Consider the following 21126-nt stretch of genomic DNA (forward strand, 5'->3'; position numbering starts at 1 on the left):
TATCCCACGGATCATAGCGCGCGGCCGGCATCACCGGAAGGTGAAGCCGCACGCACGCCGCCGAGGGGCATCACACCGCGATCAGTTCCCGCACGCCGTCCTGCTCCATCGTCGCACCGACGCCCTTGGCCACCACTTCGCCACGGCTCATGACCACGTAGTGATCGGCCAGATGGCGCGCGAATTCGTAGTACTGCTCCACCAGCAGCACGGTCATGCCGAACTCGTCCACCAGCAGGCGCAGCGCGCGGCCAATGTCCTGGATGATCGACGGCTGGATGCCTTCGGTGGGCTCGTCCAGAATCAGTAGCTGGGGCCCGCTCATCAGCGCGCGGCCGATGGCCAGTTGCTGCTGCTGGCCACCCGACAGGTCACCGCCGCGACGCTGGCGCATCGTGCGCAGCACGGGAAACAGCTCGTAGATGCGGTCGGGCACGCCGGCTGGCTTGCCACGGCTGGCGGCGCCGATCAGCAGGTTTTCCTCGACGGTCAGGCGCGGAAAGATCTCGCGGCCCTGTGGCACGTAGGCCAGCCCGGCCGACACGCGCTCATAAGGCGCCTTCTTTTCCAGCGCCTTGCCGTCCCAGCTGACGCTGCCGCTGCGCGTGGGCACCACGCCCATCAGGCATTTGAGCAGCGTGCTCTTGCCCACGCCGTTGCGGCCCAGCAGCGTCGTCAGCTTGCCGTGCGGCACCTCGAACGACACGTTGCGCAGGATGTGGCTGCCGCCGTAGTACTGGTTCAGTGCATTAACCTGCAGCATGGTTATCTTCCCAGGTAGGATTCGATCACGCGCTCGTCGCGCTTGACGGCATCGAGTGTGCCCTCGGCCAGCAGGCTGCCTTCGGCCAGTACCGTCACGCGGCCTGCGTCGCCGGCCAGTGCGGCCACGAACTCCATGTCGTGTTCCACGACCATCATCGAGCAGCTGCCGCGCAGGCTGTTGAGCAGCCCCGCCAGTTGCATGGTTTCCTCGTCGGTCATGCCGGCCACCGGTTCGTCGAGCAGCAGCAACTGCGGTTGCTGCATCAGCAGCATGCCGATTTCCAGCCGCTGCTTCTGGCCGTGCGACAGCAGGCCGGCGGGCCGGTAGGCCTCGTCCTCCAGACCCGTCAGCGCCAGGGTTTCCTCGATCCGGCGATGCCCCTCGCCGGTCAGCCGCGCACGCAGCGACGACCACCAGCGCTTGTCGGCCTTCATCGCCAACTCCAGGTTCTCCCACACCGCGTGCTGCTCGAACACGGTGGGCTTCTGGAACTTGCGACCGATGCCGGTCTGGGCGATCTTCGGCTCGGTCATGCGCATCAGGTCAATGGTCTGGCCCAGGAACACCCGCCCCGTGACGTTGGCATTGCGCGGGCCCGTCTTGCCAGTGATGACGTCCATCATGGTCGTCTTGCCGGCGCCATTCGGGCCGATCACACAGCGCAACTCGCCGTGGTCGATCGCCAGCGACAGCTTGTTCAGCGCGCGGAAGCCGTCGAACTGCACGGTCAGGTCCTCGATATAGAGGATGGGGCCGTGCGTGGTGTCGATGACACCGGGTTCGACGATGCGGCCCAGGCCGGTGGCGTCGCCGCTCTCCGCCTGTTGCAGTCCCAGCGCGGCGTTCATGCGTTGCTCCCTTGTTGCGGCGCCACCACCGGTTCGTCGGTGGCCGCCTCGATCTTTTCCGCGGCGGTACGCTGGCCGCGCAGGCGACGCACCAGGCCGACGACACCATCGGGCAGGTACAGCGTCACGAGCACGAACATCGCGCCAAGCAGGAACAGCCAGTACTCGGCAAAGTAGGCCGTGAACATGGTCTTGGCACCGTTGACCAGGAACGCGCCGACGATGGGCCCGATCAGCGTGCCGCGGCCACCCACGGCCACCCACACGGCCATCTCGATCGAGTTCGCCGGCGACATCTCGCCCGGGTTGATGATGCCCACCTGTGGCACGTACAGCGCGCCCGCAATGCCGCACAGCACGGCCGAGAACGTCCAGACGAACAGCTTGTAGCCCAGCGGGTTGTAGCCGGAGAACATCACGCGCGTTTCGGCATCGCGCACGGCGGTCACCACGCGGCCGAGCTTCGACGTGACGATGTAGCGGCAGGCAATGAAGCCCGCGATCAGCGCCAGGAACGTCAGCACGAACAGGGCGGTGCGGGTCTGCGGCGCGGCCACCGCGAAGCCGGCAATGCGCTTGAAGTCCGTAAAACCGTTGTTGCCGCCAAAGCCCGTCTCGTTGCGGAAGAACAGCAGCATCGCGGCATAGGTCATGGCCTGCGTGATGATCGACAGGTACACGCCCTTGATGCGCGACCGGAACGCGAAGAACCCGAACAGCCACGCCAGCACGCCGGGTACCAGCACCACCAGCAGCAGCGCATACGGCAGGTGCTCGGTGCCATGCCAGAACCACGGCAGCTCCTTCCAGTCCAGGAACACCATGAAGTCGGGCAGGTCGCTCTTGTAGACGCCCTGGCGGCCGATCGAGCGCATCAGGTACATGCCCATTGCATAGCCGCCCAGCGCGAAGAACAATCCATGGCCCAGGCTCAGGATGCCGCAGTAGCCCCAGACCAGGTCCAGCGCGATGGCGGCCAGCGCAAAGCACATGATCTTGCCGAACAGCGTCAGCGCATAGGCGGACAGATGCAGCGGATGGTTTTCGGGCAGCACCAGCGCACAGATGGGCACGCCGATGGCCACGACCACGGTCAGCAGTACCAGCAGCGTCCACACGCGGCCCGAGAACAGCGGCTGGCGCTCCGGCACCGAGAGCTTGAACGGCTTGCGGGATGAAGAGGAAAAGCTGCTCATGTCAGGCCTCCGCGCTGCGCCCCTTGAGCGCGAAAAGTCCCTGCGGCCGCTTCTGAATAAACAGCACGATCAGCACGAGGACGAAGATCTTGGCCAGCACCGCGCCGTAGAACGGCTCGATGAACTTGTTGATGATGCCGAGGCCGAACGCCCCGACGATGGTGCCGGCCAGCTGCCCCACCCCGCCGAGCACCACGACCATGAAGGAATCGATGATGTACGCCTGCCCCAGGTCGGGGCCCACGTTACCGATCTGGGACAGCGCGCAACCGCCCAGCCCGGCGATGCCGGCGCCGAAGGCAAACGCATAGCTGTCCACCTTCCACGTGCGCACGCCCACGCAGGCCGCCATGGTGCGATTCTGCGTCGTGGCGCGCACGAACAGGCCCAGCCGGGTGCGGTTCAGCACGGCCCAGGCTACGGCCACCACGGCCAGCGCGAACAGGATGATGACCACGCGGTTGTACGGAATCACAAGCCCGGCCATGGCATCGAAGCCGCCGCTCATCCACACCGGGTTGGCCACCTCCACGTTCTGGGCGCCGAAGATCGTGCGCACGGCCTGCATCAACAGCAGGCTGATACCGAACGTGGCCAGCAGCGTTTCCAGCGGACGGCCGTACAGGTGCCGCAGCACGATGCGCTCCAGGGCAAAGCCGACCAGGCCGGCCGCCAGGAACGACGCCGGCAGCGCCGCCACCAGGTACCAGTCGAATGCATTCGGCGCATAGGCACGGAACAGCGTCTGCACCACGTACGTGGCATAGGCGCCGATCATCAGGAATTCGCCGTGCGCCATGTTGATGACGCCGATCAGGCCGTACGTGATGGCCAGGCCCAGCGCCGCCAGCAGCAGCACGCTGCCCAGGCTCAGGCCCGCGAACAGGTTGCCCAGCAGGTCGGCACGCCGCTGTTCGCTGCGCAGTTGGTCGATGGCTTTCTGCGCGGCGACGCGCACGTCCTCGTCAGCTTCCTTGTACTTGCCGGCCTCGTCCTTTTCCACCAGCGGCGTCAGCTTCTGGCGCGACTGCGGATTGCTGTCGCTGCCCAGGATGCGGATGGCATCGAGCCGAGCATCGCGCGTGGCCTCGGTGCCCTGGGCCAGCACGGTATTGGCCCAGATCACGTCCAGGCGGGCGCGCAACCCGGCGTCGGCCTCAGCCTTGCGGGCGGCCTCCACCCCTTCGCGCGATGCGTTTTCGGGCTGGTCGAACAGCGTGTTGATGGCCTGCGTGCGCACCGCGATGTCTGGCGACTGCAGCAGCAGGCTGCTGGCGGCGCTGTCGACGATGGTGCGCAGGCTGTTGTTCAGCGTCAGCGATTCCAGCGCATCGTTCTTCACGGCGACGGGCTTGCCGCTGACGGCATCGAGATACTTGTCGCCATCCTGGCGCACCATGCCGACCGACGGCTCGTACTGCAGCGCATCGTCCTGCAGCGCCTTCAGGATCGGGCCGGCCTGCTCTGCCGGCGCCTGCGTCAGTTTGGTCAGCGCGGCGGTCTTGGCGTCGAAGTCGTCTTCGGCCAGCGGCTTCAGGTCAGCCTGCGTGAGCGGCGTGGCGGCCCAGAGCGGGGCAGCGGCCAGCAGCAACGCGGCAAACGTGGCGCATAGCCATGTTCGGATGGGTCGGTGCATTCAGGAGTCTTGTTTTGGCGCGATGGTTCGCGTCTTGGGGTTGTTTGGCCTTGCTCCCCACTCCCGCTTGCGGGAGTGGGGCTGGTGGAGAGGGCTCGGCGGCTCAAACCGGCACACGTCGCAGCTTGAACCTAGGCGCCCTCTCCCCCACCCCTCTCCCATGCCATGGGAGAGGGGTGCGCATCACCACGGAAACTGGCTACTCAATTCCCCGCCACCTTGTCGGCCTTGCCTTCGTTACCCGCGATAAACGGGCTCCACGGCTGTGCGCGGATCGGCTTCGGCGTCTTCCAGACCACGTTGAACTGGCCGTCGCCCTTCACTTCGCCGATCATCACGGGCTTGTACAGGTGATGGTTGTCGCCCATGGTCAGCGTGAAGCCGTCCGGCGACTTGAAGGTCTGGCCGTACATGGCGGCGCGCACCTTGTCCACGTCGGTGGTGCCGGCCTTCTTCACGGCCTGCGCCCACATGTGGATACCCACGTAGGTGGCTTCCATCGGATCGTTGGTCACGCGCTTGTCGCCGCCGGGCAGGTTGTTGGCCTTGACCCATGCCGCCCATTGCTTCTTGAACGCGTCGTTCTCGCCGTTCTTGACCGACATGAAGTAGTTCCAGGCGGCCAGGTGGCCCACCAGCGGCTTGGTGTCGATACCGCGCAGTTCTTCCTCGCCCACGGAGAAGGCCACCACCGGCACGTCCTTGGCCTTCAGGCCGGCGTTGCCCAGTTCCTTGTAGAACGGCACGTTGGAGTCGCCGTTGATCGTCGAGATCACGGCCGTCTTGCCGCCCTGCGAGAACTTCTTGATGTTGGCGACGATGGTCTGGTAGTCGCTATGGCCAAACGGGGTGTAGACCTCTTCGATATCCTTGTCGGCCACGCCCTTGCTCTTCAGGAACGCGCGCAGGATCTTGTTGGTGGTACGCGGGTAGACGTAGTCCGTGCCCAGCAGGAAGAAGCGCTTGGCGCCGCCGCCTTCCTTGCTCATCAGGTATTCCACGGCCGGGATCGCCTGCTGGTTCGGTGCGGCGCCCGTGTAGAACACGTTCTTGGACATCTCCTCGCCTTCGTACTGCACCGGGTAGAACAGCAGCGCATTGGTCTCTTCATAGACCGGCAGCACCGACTTGCGCGACACCGACGTCCAGCAACCGAACGTGACGGCAACCTTGTCCTTGGTGATCAGCTGGCGGGCCTTCTCCGCGAACAGCGGCCAGTTGGAAGCGGGGTCCACTACAACAGGCTCAAGCTTGCGGCCCAGCACGCCGCCGCTCTTGTTGATCTCGTCGATCGTCATCAGCGCCACGTCCTTGAGCGACGTTTCGGAGATGGCCATCGTGCCGGACAGCGAATGCAGGATGCCGATCTTGATCGGCTCCTTCGTCTGCGCCATCAGCGGGCTGGTACCGATCATCGCGGCGGCGGCTACCGCCGACAGCTTCAGCATGTCACGTCGTTTCATTGCAGCTCCCATTTCGTCCAATTTGTCGTATGTGGTCAGGGACTACGCACCCCGGGTAACGCTTCTGCAACTAGCGTGCCAAGAGTGACCGGGGCCGCAAACCGTTGCCAGGCAACGGCGGCGAGACAAATCGGAGGGGACGGATCGGCGGCGCACCAGTAAGGTGCCGGGCTTGCGGAGGGGGCGGAACGGACGCATGCACCGGCGTCGTGCATCGGCCCGATGCGGTGCATGGCAGGATGGGATCGGTGCGTGGCGCACCAGAGGCAAGATTCCGGGCGGGGGCACCTGCCCCGCCGTCCCCGTCGCCGCCCAAGGTCGGCCGGGAAAGAATGCAATAAAAAACGGGGCCGCAGGGGCCCCGTTTCTTCAGATACCGGTGACGACGGTCACTTGCTCATCCACGGCATCATGTTGGCGTTCATGTTGTGCATGATCCAGAGCGAGCCGGCCAGCACGATGAACAGGATCAGGCCCGTGAACAGCAGGGCCATCACGTTCCACTTCTGCCCCTCAGAACCGTCCAGGTGCAGGAAGTACTTCAGGTGCACGATGATCTGCACCACGGCCATGCCCAGGATGATCCAGAGCGTGGTGGCGCGGTCGATCGACCCGTCCATCACGATCTTGAACGGGATCACGGTCAGGATCACCGCCAGCACGAAGCCGATCACATACGACTTGACGCTGCTGTGGCCATGCGACGCGCCATGGGCGGCGCTTGCGTGTTGCTGTGCCATTTACATTGCTCCCATCAGGTAGACCACGGTGAACACACCGATCCAGACCACGTCCAGGAAGTGCCAGAACAGGCTGAGGCAGTTCAGGCGCTTGGCCACCATCGGGGTCAGGCCCTTCTTCGACAGCTGGTACATCAGCACGAGCATCCAGACCATGCCGCTTGCCACGTGCAGGCCGTGGGTGCCCACGAGCGTGAAGAACGACGACAGGAAGGCGCTGCGGCTCGGGCCGGCACCTTCATGGATCAGGTGCGCGAACTCGTTGATTTCCATCGCCATGAAGCCTGCGCCCAGCAGGAACGTCACGGCCAGCCAGAACATCACGCGGCCGCGCTGCTGGTTCTGCATCGACACCATGGCAAAGCCATAGGTGATCGACGAGAACAGCAGGATTGCCGTTTCCACGAGCACGTAGTTGAGCTCGAACAGCTCCTTGCCCGACGGGCCACCCGCCACTTCGCCGCGCAGGACGGCGAACGCGGCGAACAGGCACGCGAACAAGATGCAGTCGCTCATCAGGTACAGCCAGAAACCGAAGATGGTGTTCTCGCTGGTGTCGTGATGGGCGTGGTCGTGCGACTCGTCGTGCGAGTGCGCATGCGCGGGGGCTTGCGCCCCAAAGCGGTCAAGAACTTCTGTCGACATCGTTATCAGCCCTGTGCAGCCACACGCTGCTGGTAGCGGGTTTCGATCTGCTCGACCTCGGCGGCCGGCACGTAGTAGTCGATGTGGTCATCGTTGGCGCGGCGGATGAACGCCACCACCATGCCGACCAGACCGACGGCGGCAAGCCACCAGATATGCCAGACCAGCGCAAAGCCCAGCGCCAGGCTCCAGGCACCCATGTAGAAGCCGGCAGCCGTGTTCTTCGGCATGTGGATCTGCTCGAAGCCGCTGGTCGGCAGCTTCTCGCCACGGGCCTTCATGTCGGCGAACGCGTCCAGGTCACGCACCACCGGGGTGTGCGCGAAGTTGTAGAACGGCGGCGGCGACGACGTAGCCCATTCCAGCGTACGGCCACCCCACGGGTCGCCCGTCACGTCGGCCAGCTTCTTGCGGTCGCGGATCGACACAACGATCTGCAGCACCTGGAAGAAGATGCCCAGCGCCACGAACACCACGCCCACCACGGCCAGATGCAGCCAGGGCGTCCATTCCGGGTTGTTCGTGTGGTTCAGACGACGGGTCATGCCCATCAGGCCCAGCACGTACAGCGGCATGAAGGCGAAGTAGAAGCCGACGATCCAGCACCAGAAGGCGCACTTGCCCAGACGCTCGTTCAGCTTGAAGCCAAACGCCTTCGGCCACCAGTACGTGATGCCGGCCAGGTAGCCGAACAGCACGCCGCCGATGATCACGTTGTGGAAGTGGGCGATCAGGAACAGGCTGTTATGCAGCACGAAGTCGGCTGCCGGCACGGCCATTAGCACGCCGGTCATGCCGCCGATCACGAACGTGATCATGAAGCCCAGCGTCCACAGCACCGGCGACGTGAACTGCACGCGGCCACGGTACATCGTGAACAGCCAGTTGAAGATCTTCACGCCCGTCGGGATCGAGATGATCATCGTCGTGATGCCGAAGAACGCATTCACGTTGGCACCCGAGCCCATCGTGAAGAAGTGGTGCAGCCACACGATGAACGACAGCACCATGATCGCGCTCGTCGCATACACCATCGACTTGTAGCCGAACAGCTTCTTGCCCGAGAACGTGGCGATGATTTCCGAGAAGATACCGAAAGCCGGCAGCACCAGGATGTAGACCTCGGGGTGGCCCCAGATCCAGATCAGGTTCACGTACATCATGGCGTTGCCGCCACCGTCGTTCGTGAAGAAGTGCATGTCGAAATAGCGGTCCAGACCCAGCAGGGCCAGCGACACCGTCAGCACCGGGAAGGCGGCCACGATCAGCACGTTCGTGCAGAAGACCGTCCACGTGAACACCGGCATGCGCATCAGGGTCATGCCCGGGGCGCGCATCTTCAGGATCGTCACCAGGAAGTTCACGCCAGTCAGCAACGTGCCCAACCCTGAAATCTGCAAGGACCAGAGGTAGTAGTCCACCCCCACGCCCGGGCTGTAGTCCAGGCCCGACAGCGGCGGATAGGCCAGCCAGCCCGTACGCGCGAATTCACCAACCCCCAGCGAGACGTTGACCAGCAGCGCGCCGGCCACGAACAGCCAGAAGCTCAGCGTGTTCAGGAACGGGAACGCCACGTCGCGCGCGCCAATCTGCAGCGGCACCACGAGGTTCATCAGGCCCGTCATCAGCGGCATGGCCACGAAGAAGATCATGATCACGCCGTGGGCCGTGAACACCTGGTCATAGTGCTCGGGCGGCAGGAAGCCGGTGGCGCCATTGGTGGCAACCGCCAGCTGGGTACGCATCATGATGGCGTCGGCAAAGCCGCGCAGCAGCATGATCAGTGCCACCAGCGAGTACATCACGCCGATGCGCTTGTGGTCGACCGAGGTAATCCACTCGACCCACAGGTAATTCCACTTCTTGAAATACGTGATCGCGCCGAACAGCCCCAGCCCGCCAAGGGCCACGCAGCACAGCGTGATCATGATGATCGGCTCATGAAACGGAATCGCCGACAAACTCAATTTGCCAAACATCATTGCTCCTAGATTTGCGCGCCCACGGCCGGCTTGGCCGGCGTGGTCATGGATACACGCTCTTCGCCAAGCGTGTTACGCGACGTGCAGACCGGACCGCCATCGAAACCTTCGCGGGCCATGGCACGGCCGTCGTGCCCCATGTATTGATGCAGGATGCCGGTGAACAGGCCGTCTTCGATCTTGCCGAAGTACGTCACCGGATCTGCTTCGCTCGGCTTGGCCAGGACCTTGTAGTCCTCGGCGGCGAGCTGCTTGCTGGACGCGCGCACCTGCTCCACCCACTTGTCGAACTCGAAGTTCGACATGGCGATGGCCTTGAATTTCATGCCCGAGAAGCCGCCGCCGCTGTAGTTGGCGGACATGCCGTCGTACGTGCCGGCTTCATTGGCGATGAGGTGCAGCTTGGTCTCCATCCCGGCCATGGCGTACACCTGGCTGCCCAGTTGGGGGATGAAGAACGAATTCATGATCGAATCCGACGTGATCTTGAAGTTCACCGGCGTGTTCACCGGCAGCGCCAGCTGGTTGACCGTCGCGATCTTCAGTTCCGGATAGATGAACAGCCATTTCCAGTTCATCGCCACGGCTTCGACCTGCACCGGCTTGACGTTCGATTCGAGCGGCTTGTAGGGGTCGAGATCGTGCGACGACTTCCAGGTGATGATGCCCAGCGCGATGATGATCAGGCAGGGAATCAGCCAGACCACGACTTCGATCTTGGTCGAGTGCGACCAGTCGGGGTCGTAGGTGGCCGACGTGTTGCTGGCGCGGTATTTCCACGCGAACACGACGATCAGGATGATCACGGGCACCACGACCAGCAGCATCAGCCAGGTGGCGATCAGGATGATGCCCTTGATGTCGACGCCGACTTGCCCTTTCGGGTTCATCAGTGCGTAGTCGCAGCCGGCCAGCAGGAGCAGGCCAAGGCAAGGCAGGTACCGCATCAGGCGCGGCATTGTTGATGTGTTCATGTCACGACGGTCTGGTTGCGCCACGCCTGTGCACAAGCGAGGCACTGCCGCCTGCTGCACGAGGCAACGGGCTGGCTGGGCTGGGAAAAACCGGGGACGTGTCCAAAGCAGGCGCAAGCGTTGATGGGGCGAGCAAGCACCGGCGGACCATGCGGCCGGGCAACGCCATGAGCGCGGCTGGACAGCAACTGACGACTGCGTGCGCGAAACGCCGGGGGCGGAAGCGTGCGCTGAGGTAACCGACTGCCTGAACTGCGATCGTTCCCGGTTCGGAGCAGCCACCGGGACAAGCGTTGTGTCACGATGCTTACGCGATTTCCGCCTGCTTTTGACCCACCCACCAGCGCAGCGAGCACGGTCTCCGAGCGGATATCGCATTACTTAAAACATCGTTGGCCGCGAATGTACCGCAACGCAACATTGCGGGTAAACCCAAAGGCAGCGGAAACACTGTTCTTTTAACCGGACAATGTTTTTGATGTCGCGCAAAGGAAACAGATCACGCCGTGAACGTAATTTGTCATGCAATTCTTCTGGACAAAAGAAAGGGGCCGCGTTCTAGCGGCCCCTCTGTCTATCCACCTGCAACGCGCTACGAGTAGCGCCGGCTGATCGATTCCGCCACGCAGACCGGACGATCGCTGCCCTCGCGTTCGATGGTGACTTCCCACGTCGATTGCGCACCCACCAGCCCGTTCGGCAGCGGGTCGAGCCGCTCGACCTTGAGCAGCTTCACGCGTGCGCGCAGCTTGCTGCCGACCGGCACCGGCGACGTGAATCGCACGCGGTTGAGTCCGTAGTTGACACCCATCTTGACGCCCTCCATGTGGATGGCGTTCTGCATGAACTGCGGCAGCAGCGACAACGTCAGGAAGCCATGGGCCACTGGGGCGCCGAACGGCGATTCCCGTTTGGCACGCTCGACATCAACGTGGATCCACTGGTGATCCCCCGTCGCCTCGGCAAACAGGTTCACCTGCTGCTGCGTGATCTCGGACCAGTCGCTGACGGCCACTTCCTGGCCCTGGAGGGACTCCAGCTCTTCCAGCGATGCAATGGTGCGCATATGACTTGTCTCCTATTGTCTTATCGTCTTGCTGTCTTGTTTGGGCGCCTCGTCCCCGAGCGACTCAGGTCGGGCGGCGCTTGTACATGCCCATGCCCTTGACCGTACACACCACCTCGCCCTTCTGGTTCGTGCCGACCCACTGGGTCAGCACCACGCCGCGGTCGGGCTTGGAACTCGACGGACGCGTCTCCAGGATTTTCAGCACGGCGGTCAGCGTGTCGCCGGCGTAAACCGGCTTGATCCAGCGCACCTCGTCCACGCCTGGCGATCCCATGCTGGTCGAGCGGTCGCCCATCGACTGTACCAGCAGCCGCATGATGATGCTGCAGGTCATCCAGCCGCTTGAAATCAGGCCGCCATAGATGCTGTTCTCCGCGGCGGCCTTGTCGATGTGGAACGGTTGCGGATCGTACTGGCGCGCAAACGTGAGGATTTCCTCCTCCGTGACGTGATAGCTGCCAAGCGGAATCTCGCTGCCGACGACATAGTCTTCAAAGTACATCTTGTTGGACATCGTGCGCTCCAAAGCAAAAAACCGCGCTCGGGGTCACCGGCGCGGTTCAGGTCATACGCTGCGATCAGGCGGCTTCCTGGAAGCCCGGCTGGCTGGCGAAGCGGCCCAGATGATGGTCCACGTCACCGAACGTCGTGTTGATCAGCGTCAGCCGCTTGAACATGTGTGCGGCTGGCAGTTCGTCGGTCACGCCCATGCCGCCGTGGATCTGCACGGCTTCCTGGCCGACCGAGCGAGCGGCCAGGCCCACACGCGCCTTGGCGGCGGACACGTAGCGGCTGCGCTCTTCCGGCGTGGATTCCTCAAAGCGTGCGGCAGCCAGCAGCGTGATCGAGCGCGACTGCTCGGCATGGATGAACATCTCGACCATGCGGTGCTGCAGCGCCTGGAAGCGCGCGATGGGGACGCCAAACTGCTGACGCGTCTTGGCGTATTCCAGCGTGGCGGCGTTCAGCGTGTCCATCACACCCACGGCCTCGGCGCACAGCAGCACGGCGGCGTAGTCTGCCGTGGCTTCGAGCACGTCCCAGCCCTTGCCTTCGGCGCCCAGCAGCGTGGCCGGCGTGTCGGCAAACGTCACATCGGCGGCACGCAGATTGTCGATCGTGCGGTAGTCCTTGATGCTGACGCCAGCCGCGTTCGTATCGACCAGGAACAGCGAAATGCCGTCACGATCGGATTGCGCTCCGCTGGTACGGGCCGACACCACGAGCTTGTCAGCCTGGGCACCGTGGATCACCACCACCTTGCGGCCGTTGAGCTTGCCACCCTTGGCCGTCACCGTCACGTTGTTCAGTTCGTAGCGCGCCTGCGGCTCGTTGAACGCCGTGGCCAGCTTCACCTCGCCGCCCGCCACCTGTTCCAGCACCGACTCCTGGCCACCGGCCAGCTTCAGCGCGTGCGCGGCTACCACGGTTGCCAGGTACGGTTCCACGATCAGGCCGCGGCCCAGTTCCTGCTGCACCACCATCATGTCGACGGCCGTGCCCGAGAACCCACCCTGCGCTTCCGGCACCGGCAGCGCGGTCAGCCCCAGCTCCACCAGGGCGCCCCAAGCCTGCTCGCCGTGGCCGGCGTCGGTCTTGATGTTCTTCTTGCGCGACTCGAAGTCGTAGCTCTTCTCGACAAATCGGCGGATCGCGTCGGCCAGTTGCTTCTGTTCGTCGCTGAGATTGAAGTTCATGTTGCGTGTCTCCTCACAGCCCCAGAATCATCTGGCTGATGATGTTCTTTTGAATTTCGTTGGAACCACCGTAGATCGACGTCTTGCGGTAGTTGAAGTAGTACGCGGCCAGCGGGGCGGCATCGTCGTAGCCGGTCACGGCATGCTCGTGCTCGCATTCGAGATAGGCGGTGTCGAACGGCTGTGCGTACGGGCCAACAGCCTCCACCATCAGCTCGGTCAGCATCTGCTGGATCTCGGTGCCCTTGATCTTGAGCATCGAGGCTTCCGGGCCAGGGCCCTTGCCGGCGGCTTCGCTCGACACCACGCGCAGCACGGTGATTTCCAGCGCCATCAGCTCGATTTCCAGCGCGGCCACCTTGGCGCCGAACACCGGATCGGCCAGCAGCGGCTTGCCGTTCTTCTGCTGCTGACGCGCCACGCGCTTCAGGAAGCCCAGTTCGCGCTTGGAATTGGCCACACGGGCAATACCGGTACGCTCGTGGCCCAGCAGGTACTTGGCGTAGGTCCAGCCGCGGTTTTCTTCACCCACGCGGTTTTCGACCGGCACCTGCACGTTGTCGAAGAAGACTTCGTTCACCTCGTGCTCTTCATCGAGCATGATGATCGGGCGCACGGTGATGCCCGGCGTCTTCATGTCGATCAGCAGGAACGAGATGCCTTCCTGTTTCTTGGCTTCGGGATCGGTGCGCACCAGGCAGAAGATCATGTCGGCGTGCTGGCCCAGCGTCGTCCAGGTCTTCTGGCCGTTCACGATGTAGTGCTTGCCGTCCGACGTCAGTTCGGCGCGCGTCTTCACCGACGCAAGGTCGGAACCCGAACCGGGCTCCGAATAGCCCTGGCACCACCAGTCGGTGCAATCGAGGATACGCGGCAGGTAGTACGACTTCTGCTCGGCATTGCCGTACTTCATGATCACGGGCGCGACCATCGCCACGCCGAACGGCAGCACGCCGGGCGCGCCGACGCGGGCATTTTCCTCGTCCCAGATATGGCGTTGCGTGGCGTTCCAGCCCGTACCGCCGAATTCCACCGGCCAGTGCGGCACCGACCAGCCCTTGCCGGCCAGGATCTTGTGCCAGCGCACCAGATCGTCGCGGTTGGGGCGGCGGTGGTTGAGCACCTTTTCGCTGATTTCCGCCGGCAGGTTGGCTTCGAGCCAGCTGCGCACTTCCTGACGGAAGGCGTTGTCCGCCGCCGAGTAGTTGAGATCCATGCCCGTCTCCATAGGTGGTGCCGGCGGGCGCCGGCCGATTGTTTTACCTGCGCATCGCTGCGCTGGTAAAACCGGGCACAGGATGCTTGTTCAGTGGGCCGTCTGCTTCAATGCGTCCGGCACGATGAGCGGAAAGGTGTCGATGCCCTCTTCAGCCAGCGCCTGCACGTCCTCGGCGGTGGCCGAACCGCGAATGCCGCGTTCGGGCGCCTCCTCGTAATGCATGCGTCGCGCTTCCTCCACGAAGCGGTCTCCCACGTCCTCGGTCTGCGCCAGCACCTGCCGCACGGCCTTCAGGTAGTGCGCCTGCAGCGCCTGCATCATCTGCTGGGCTTCGGCATTGCCTGGTTCGCCATCACGGCTCTGCGTCGGCGCCGGCTTCGCGGTGGCACCCGAAAGATTCAGGCGCGGCGCGCTGGGCAGGCGGCTGACGGCATGGTCGCCACAAACCGGACATTGGACGAGGTCGCGTGAAATCTGCGATTGCGCATCTTCCTCCGAGGCAAACCAGCCCTCGAAACGATGGTCATGCGCACAGCGCAGGTCGAGCACCTTCATGATCTTTCCAGCCCGTCGGGGCAATGTTAGCTGTGAATCGAAATTTTGTGAACGGTCGTGCTAATTTTTTTGCAGCCGTTTTTGCCTGGCAGGATGCGTAGGAAACACAATCGTGCCAAAGGCAGCCCATTTGGGCGCAGAGCCTTGAAAAATCGAGGGAAAACCCGTGGTCGGCGCCTCGCCAAGCTTAGCAGCAAAGCGACGTTCTAGCCGGCCGCCCGTGCCCGCGGGAACGGCGGCTCGGCCTGTTCGCCAGGTTGCCAGGTGCCCGAGACAATCTTCTCCAGCCAGAATGCGCCGATGATCGTCTTCACGTCGGTGATGCGGCCCTGCCGCACCCAGTCGATCACCTGCCCCACGGGCGTGACGAAGGTTTCCAGGAATTCGCCGTCGTCGAGTTTCGACTCGCCGGCCGTCAGGTCGCGCGCCAGGAACAGGTCGATGAACTCGGTCGAATAGGAAATCACCGGATGGATGCGCGTCAGGTAGTCCCAACGTTTGGCGGTATAGCCGGTTTCCTCCAGCAGTTCACGTTGCCCGCACACCAGCGCGCCCTCTTCCGGGTCGAGTTTGCCGGCCGGGAATTCGAGCATGACTTCGCCCACCGGGTAGCGGAACTGGCGTTCCATGAGCACGGTGCCATCGTCGAACAGCGGAATCATCATGACCGCGCCCGGATGCAGCACGTACTCGCGGCCGGTCTGCTTGCCGTCGGGCAGGCGCACGATGTCTTGCTTGAGGGTAAGGAATTTGCCGCGGTGAATGGTTGCCGAAGCGACCGGCGTTTCGCGGAGATGGTCGTCCGAGACTTCGGATGACTGGGAGGAAGCGGGGAGAGTCTTGTCGGTCATGCGCGCTCCGGAGATGACACGGACCGGAGCAGGCAAGCCCTCAGGCCGTGCGATGTTTGACCAGGTATTGCCAGGTGAAGCCCGGGAAGGCAAACACCAGCATCATGCAGGCCGTGATGGCGTAGAACTGCCAGCCCTGCGGGAATGCGTTGCCAAGGCCCGCTTCCACCGCAAAACCGGCAACACCGGCCACCACGTACCAGACGAACAGTTCCACGGCCCGCAGCCACAGCGGCTTGCGGGCCCACTTCAGGCCCACCGCCGCGAACAGGCGCTGGTTGACGAACGGCAGGTTGGCACAAACCAGTGCCAGCAGAATGACAAACCAACCGCCCGCCGAGGAACTCATGTCGTCACCTTGTCACGTTACGAGGCCAGCGTGGCGCGGATGGCCTGATAGCACAGGTTCATCAGCGCGGCCGGGAACAGGCCCAGCAGGATCACGGCCAGGCCGTTCAGGCTCAGGACCGAGCGCACACCAACCGAGGCTTCCAGCGGCTCTTCGCCAGCCGGGGCATCGAAGTACATCAGCTTCACGATGCGCAGGTAGTAGAACGCGCCGATCAGCGAGAACACCACAGCCACCACGGCCAGCCAGCTCATGCCGGCCTTGACCACGGCCGACAGCACGGCCAGCTTGGCGTAGAAGCCAACGGTCGGCGGGATGCCGGCCATCGAGAACATCATCACCAGCATCAGCAGCGCGAACCACGGATGACGGCGCGACATGCCCTTCAGGTCGTCCAGCGTCTCGGCCTCGAAGCCCTTGCGCGTACGGATCAGGATCAGGCCGAACGTGCCGAGCGTGGTCAGCATGTAGGTGATCGAGTAGAACATCGACGCGCTGTACGCATTGGCTGCGCCATCCGCCTTGTTCGCCACCACGCCGGACAGCATGCCCAGCAGGATGAAGCCCATGTGCGAAATGGTCGAGTACGCCAGCATCCGCTTCAGATTGGTCTGGACGATCGCCGTCAGGTTACCGATGGCCAGCGACGCGATCGACAGCACCACCAGCATCGTCTGCCAGTCGGTAGCCAGCGGCAGCAGGCCTTCCACCAGCAGGCGCATGATCAGCGCGAACGCGGCAACCTTCGGGCCAGCGGCGATCAGCAGCGTCACCGCGGTCGGCGAGCCCTGGTAGATGTCCGGAATCCACATGTGGAACGGTGCGGCACCCAGCTTGAACGACACACCGGCCACGATGAACACCACGCCGAAGGCCAGCATCGTCGTGTTGACGCGACCCGACTCCACCACGCGGAAGACTTCACCCAGGTTCAGCGAACCGGTGGCGCCGTACATCATCGACATGCCGTAGAGCAGGAAACCCGAGGCCAGCGCACCCAGTACGAAGTACTTGATGGCCGATTCCGACGTCACACGCGACTCACGGCGCAGCGCCACCAGAGCGTACGACGACAGCGACAGCAGCTCCAGGCCCAGGTACAGGGTCAGGAAGTTGTTGCCGGTGATCATCACGAGCTGACCGCCGAGCGTGAACAGCGCGAGCATGTAGAACTCGCCCGCGAACATGTCGCGATTGCTCAGGTAGGTGCGTGTGTAGACCAGCGTCAGGAACATGCCCAGCGAGCAGAACGCCGACAGCACGTTGGCCATCGGATCCACCACCACGAGGTTGGCGAATACGTAGTGCGTCTCGCCGTTGGCGGCGTCCAGTGCGAACCAGAAGGTCAGCACCAGCGTCGTCAGCAGCGCCAGCGGGTAAGCCACGCTGGTGCGGCCCTTGCCGCGCGCTAGGTCGATCCAGTTGATCGCCGCGATGGCGACCGCCAGGAAAATGATTGGCGCCACTGGGGCCAGGCTAGAGGACGATTGCATGTTGATTTCTCTCCCCCGCTTACAGCTTGGACTGTGCCACGTGGGACAGCAGGTTCACCACCGACGCGTGCATCACATCGGTGAAGGGTTTCGGGTACAGACCCATGTACAGCGTCAGGATGGCCAGCAGGCCGAACATCAGGAATTCGCGCTTGTTCAGGTCCACCAGTTCGCGCACGTGCTGATGCACGATGTCGCCAAAGATCACGCGCTTGACCATCCACAGCGAGTAAGCCGCGCCCAGGATCAGGGCCGTGGCAGCCAGCAGGCCGATCCAGAAGTTGAACTTGACCGAAGCCAGGATGACCATGAACTCGCCGACGAAACCCGAGGTTGCCGGCAGGCCGCAGTTGGCCATGGCGAAGAACACCGAGAACGCGGCGAACTTCGGCATCACGTTCACCACACCGCCGTAGTCGGCGATCTGGCGCGAATGCACGCGGTCGTACAGCACGCCAATGCCAAGGAACATCGCGCCCGACACGAAGCCGTGCGAGATCATCTGGATGATGCCGCCCTCAACGCCCATGTCGTTGAAGATGAAAAAGCCCAGCGTCACGAAGCCCATGTGGGCAATCGACGAGTACGCCACCAGCTTCTTCATGTCGGACTGGACCAGTGCCACGAGGCCGATGTAGATCACCGCGACCAGCGAGATCGTGATGATGAACGGGGCCATGTAGTGGCTGGCGTCCGGGGCGATCGGCAGCGAGAACCGCAGGAAGCCGTAGGCGCCCAGCTTCAGCATGATCGCGGCCAGCACCACGGAACCGCCGGTCGGCGCTTCCACGTGGGCGTCCGGCAGCCAGGTATGCACCGGCCACATCGGCACCTTCACGGCGAAGGCCATGAAGAAGGCCAGGAAGATCGCGATCTGCTCCTCGAACGACAGCTTGGCCTGGTGCCACGACAGGATGTCGAACGTACCGGTCTTGTTGTACAGGTACAGCAGGGCAACCAGCGTCAGCAGCGAGCCGAGCAGCGTGTAGAGGAAGAACTTGAACGCAGCGTACACGCGGTTCGGGCCGCCCCAGACACCGATGATGATGTACATCGGGATCAGCGTGGCCTCAAAGAACACGTAGAACAGCATGCCGTCCAGCGCGCAGAACACGCCGACCATCAGGCCCGACAGGATCAGGAAGGCGGCCATGTACTCGGCCACGCGCTCGGTGATCACTTCCCAGGCCGAGATCACGACGATCACGGTGATGAACGAGGTCAGCACGACGAACCACATCGAGATGCCGTCAACGCCCAGGTGATAGGCAATGTTGAAGCGCTCGATCCAGTTCGCCTGCTCGACGAACTGCATCGCAGCCGTCGACGTATCGAAATGGAAGACCAGCGGCAGCGTCACGACGAAGCTGGCGATGGCACCGAACAGCGACATCCAGCGCACGAAGCACTTGCTGTTGTCGGAGCCGAACATCAATACCAGCAGGCCGAAGAAGATAGGCAGCCAGATTGCGAGAGACAGAACCATTTGTTTGTTTTCCTTACTCGGTGCCTATCACTTGGTGCCTATCACGCCAGTGATCGTCAGCGTCAAAAGCACCAGCATGCCGATGATCATCGCGAAAGCGTAATGGTAGATGTAGCCGGACTGCAGGTAACGGCTGGCCGCGGCGAACGATGCCACCACGCGGGCCGAACCATTGACGAACAGGCCGTCGATGAGGCTCTGGTCACCGCCCTTCCACAGGCCGGTACCCAGCAGGCGCGCACCGCGGGCAAACACTGCCTCGTTGATCGCGTCCATGTAGTACTTGTTCTCGAGCAGGTTGTAGAGACCCGAGCAGCGTTGCTTGATGGCAGCCGGAATGTCCGGGCGCTTCATGTAGAAGAACCACGACAGCACCACACCGGCAATGGCCAGCCACAGCACCGGCGTCGTCAGCGAGTGGATCGCCATCGGCACCCAACCGTGGAACGCTTCCTTCAGCTCTTCCATGGCGTGGTGGTTCTCGCCGACGAAGATCACGTCCTTGAACGCCAGGCCATGCTTGAAGAAGTCACCGAAGAGCATCGGCTCGATGGCGATGGCGCCAATGATCACCGACGGGATGGCCAGCAGCACCAGCGGCAGCGTCACTACCCAAGGCGTCTCGTGCGGCTTCTCGCCCGGCGCCAGACCATGGTGGTGGTCGTCGCCATGCGATTCCTCTTCTTCCTCGTGGTGGTCGTGGTGCGCGTGCGGCTTGCCGAAACGCTCTTCACCGTGGAACACCAGGAAGTACATGCGGAACGAGTAGAAGGCGGTCACGAACACACCAGCCAGCACCGCGAAGTACGCGAAGCCCGAACCGGCCAGGTGCGACTCGGCCACCGCCTCGATGATCGAATCCTTCGAGTAGAAGCCCGAGAAGAACGGCGTGCCGATCAGCGCAAGCGAACCCACCAGCGACGTGATCCACGTGATCGGCATGTACTTGCGCAGGCCGCCCATGTTGCGGATGTCCTGGTCATGGTGCATGCCGATGATGACCGAACCGGCGGCCAGGAACAGCAGCGCCTTGAAGAACGCGTGGGTCATCAGGTGGAACACGGCCACCGAGTAGGCCGAAGCGCCCAGTGCCACGGTCATGTAGCCCAGCTGCGACAGCGTGGAGTAAGCCACCACGCGCTTGATGTCGTTCTGGATGATGCCCAGGAAGCCCATGAACAGCGCGGTGATCGCGCCGATGATCATCACGAAGGACAGCGCGGTGTCCGACAACTCGAACAGCGGCGACATGCGCGACACCATGAAGATGCCGGCCGTCACCATGGTTGCCGCGTGAATCAGTGCCGAAATCGGGGTCGGGCCTTCCATCGAATCAGGCAGCCACACGTGCAGCGGGAACTGCGCCGACTTGCCCATCGCGCCGATGAACAGGCAGATGCAGGCCACGGTGATCATCAGCCAGTCGGTGCCCGGGAAGATCACGGCTGCCAGCTGTTCACGCTGCGAGAACACATCCGTGTAGTTCATGCTGCCGCTGTACGCCAGCAGCAGGCCGATACCGAGGATGAAGCCGAAGTCGCCCACGCGGTTGACCAGGAACGCCTTCAGGTTGGCGAAGATCGCCGTCGGACGCGTGTACCAGAAGCCGATCAGCAGGTACGACACCAGACCCACAGCTTCCCAGCCGAAGAACAGCTGCAGGAAGTTGTTGCTCATCACCAGCATCAGCATCGAGAAGGTGAAGAGCGAGATGTAGGCGAAGAAGCGGTTGTAGCCGGGGTCCCCTTCCATGTAGCCGACGGTGTAGATGTGCACCATCAGCGAAACGAAGGTCACCACGACCATCATCATCGCGGTCAGGGAATCGACGAGGAAGCCGACTTCCATCTTCAGCGAGCCGATGGTCATCCATTCGTACACGGTGGCGTTGTAGCCGGCGCCGTTCATGACGTCGAGCAGCACCATCACCGAGAGGACGAACGAAACGGCGACGCCGAGGATCGTTGCCGAGTGGGCCATGATCCGGCCACCGCGCGTGTCCGAGGAGAACGTGCCGAAGAACTTGGTACCGAACAGACCGGCTATCGCGGCACCGGCGAGCGGTGCCAGCGCAATCGCCAGCAGCAGGTTGGGGTTGAGCGTGGTTGCCATAGGACGCTTAGTGGTGTGCGGTCGGGATGCAGTCTTGGTTCATGT

At 63.2% G+C, this 21126-nt stretch carries 19 protein-coding genes; all 19 read right to left on the reverse strand.

Translation table 11 applies throughout. The features are described from left to right. Positions 1–70: 70 nt before the first annotated feature. On the reverse strand, positions 71–763 hold the full coding sequence (urtE, locus tag CYJ10_RS20135) for an urea ABC transporter ATP-binding subunit UrtE (RefSeq protein ID WP_101683240.1): 693 nt from the start codon (positions 761–763) through the stop codon (positions 71–73). A 2-nt stretch (positions 764–765) separates the two neighbouring features. Then, complete coding sequence (gene urtD, locus CYJ10_RS20140) at positions 766–1614, reverse strand: urea ABC transporter ATP-binding protein UrtD (protein WP_101683241.1); 849 nt, start codon at positions 1612–1614, stop codon at positions 766–768. Then, positions 1611–2810, reverse strand: coding sequence for an urea ABC transporter permease subunit UrtC (gene urtC, locus CYJ10_RS20145; RefSeq protein WP_101683242.1), 1200 nt, complete (start codon positions 2808–2810; stop codon positions 1611–1613). The genes urtD and urtC overlap by 4 nt, the downstream gene beginning before the upstream one ends. Position 2811: 1 nt before the next feature. Then, complete coding sequence (gene urtB / locus CYJ10_RS20150; protein ID WP_101683243.1) at positions 2812–4446, reverse strand: urea ABC transporter permease subunit UrtB; 1635 nt, start codon at positions 4444–4446, stop codon at positions 2812–2814. A 203-nt stretch (positions 4447–4649) separates the two neighbouring features. Next, positions 4650–5909, reverse strand: coding sequence for an urea ABC transporter substrate-binding protein (gene urtA, locus CYJ10_RS20155; RefSeq protein ID WP_101683244.1), 1260 nt, complete (start codon positions 5907–5909; stop codon positions 4650–4652). Positions 5910–6298: 389 nt separating this feature from the next. Further along, entirely contained in the window at positions 6299–6649 is a 351-nt protein-coding gene (gene cyoD / locus CYJ10_RS20160; RefSeq protein WP_101683245.1) for a cytochrome o ubiquinol oxidase subunit IV, read from the reverse strand. Further along, positions 6650–7294 carry a cytochrome o ubiquinol oxidase subunit III gene (cyoC, locus tag CYJ10_RS20165; RefSeq protein ID WP_101683246.1) on the reverse strand — a complete coding sequence of 215 codons (645 nt, stop codon included), beginning with the start codon at positions 7292–7294 and terminating at the stop codon, positions 6650–6652. 5 nt (positions 7295–7299) lie between these two features. Beyond that, positions 7300–9273, reverse strand: a complete 1974-nt coding sequence (cyoB, locus tag CYJ10_RS20170; RefSeq protein WP_101683247.1) for a cytochrome o ubiquinol oxidase subunit I — start codon at positions 9271–9273, stop codon at positions 7300–7302. 8 nt (positions 9274–9281) lie between these two features. Beyond that, on the reverse strand, positions 9282–10250 hold the full coding sequence (gene cyoA / locus CYJ10_RS20175) for a ubiquinol oxidase subunit II (protein WP_101683248.1): 969 nt from the start codon (positions 10248–10250) through the stop codon (positions 9282–9284). A 592-nt stretch (positions 10251–10842) separates the two neighbouring features. Further along, positions 10843–11316, reverse strand: a complete 474-nt coding sequence (locus CYJ10_RS20180) for a MaoC family dehydratase (RefSeq protein ID WP_101683249.1) — start codon at positions 11314–11316, stop codon at positions 10843–10845. A 64-nt stretch (positions 11317–11380) separates the two neighbouring features. Next, positions 11381–11833, reverse strand: coding sequence for a MaoC family dehydratase (locus tag CYJ10_RS20185; RefSeq protein ID WP_101683250.1), 453 nt, complete (start codon positions 11831–11833; stop codon positions 11381–11383). 64 nt (positions 11834–11897) lie between these two features. After that, positions 11898–13016, reverse strand: a complete 1119-nt coding sequence (locus tag CYJ10_RS20190; protein WP_101683251.1) for an acyl-CoA dehydrogenase family protein — start codon at positions 13014–13016, stop codon at positions 11898–11900. 13 nt (positions 13017–13029) lie between these two features. After that, a complete protein-coding gene (locus CYJ10_RS20195; protein WP_101683252.1) occupies positions 13030–14232 on the reverse strand; it encodes an acyl-CoA dehydrogenase family protein in 1203 nt (400 codons plus the stop codon). Positions 14233–14322: 90 nt separating this feature from the next. After that, positions 14323–14790, reverse strand: a complete 468-nt coding sequence (locus CYJ10_RS20200) for a DUF1178 family protein (protein ID WP_101683253.1) — start codon at positions 14788–14790, stop codon at positions 14323–14325. 206 nt (positions 14791–14996) lie between these two features. Then, the gene (locus tag CYJ10_RS20205) at positions 14997–15641 is read right to left on the reverse strand and encodes an NUDIX domain-containing protein (protein ID WP_101683254.1); all 645 of its coding nucleotides are present in this window, start codon (positions 15639–15641) and stop codon (positions 14997–14999) included. 40 nt (positions 15642–15681) lie between these two features. Continuing rightward, the gene (locus CYJ10_RS20210) at positions 15682–15990 is read right to left on the reverse strand and encodes a DUF2818 family protein (protein WP_029050838.1); all 309 of its coding nucleotides are present in this window, start codon (positions 15988–15990) and stop codon (positions 15682–15684) included. A gap of 17 nt (positions 15991–16007) precedes the next feature. Beyond that, a complete protein-coding gene (gene nuoN / locus CYJ10_RS20215) occupies positions 16008–17483 on the reverse strand; it encodes an NADH-quinone oxidoreductase subunit NuoN (protein ID WP_101683255.1) in 1476 nt (491 codons plus the stop codon). Positions 17484–17502: 19 nt separating this feature from the next. Further along, a complete protein-coding gene (locus CYJ10_RS20220) occupies positions 17503–18969 on the reverse strand; it encodes an NADH-quinone oxidoreductase subunit M (RefSeq protein WP_101683256.1) in 1467 nt (488 codons plus the stop codon). 27 nt (positions 18970–18996) lie between these two features. Next, entirely contained in the window at positions 18997–21081 is a 2085-nt protein-coding gene (nuoL, locus tag CYJ10_RS20225; RefSeq protein ID WP_101683257.1) for an NADH-quinone oxidoreductase subunit L, read from the reverse strand. Positions 21082–21126: the final 45 nt, after the last annotated feature.

It is taken from the genome of Cupriavidus pauculus (assembly GCF_002858765.1).
Lineage (GTDB): Bacteria > Pseudomonadota > Gammaproteobacteria > Burkholderiales > Burkholderiaceae > Cupriavidus > Cupriavidus pauculus_B.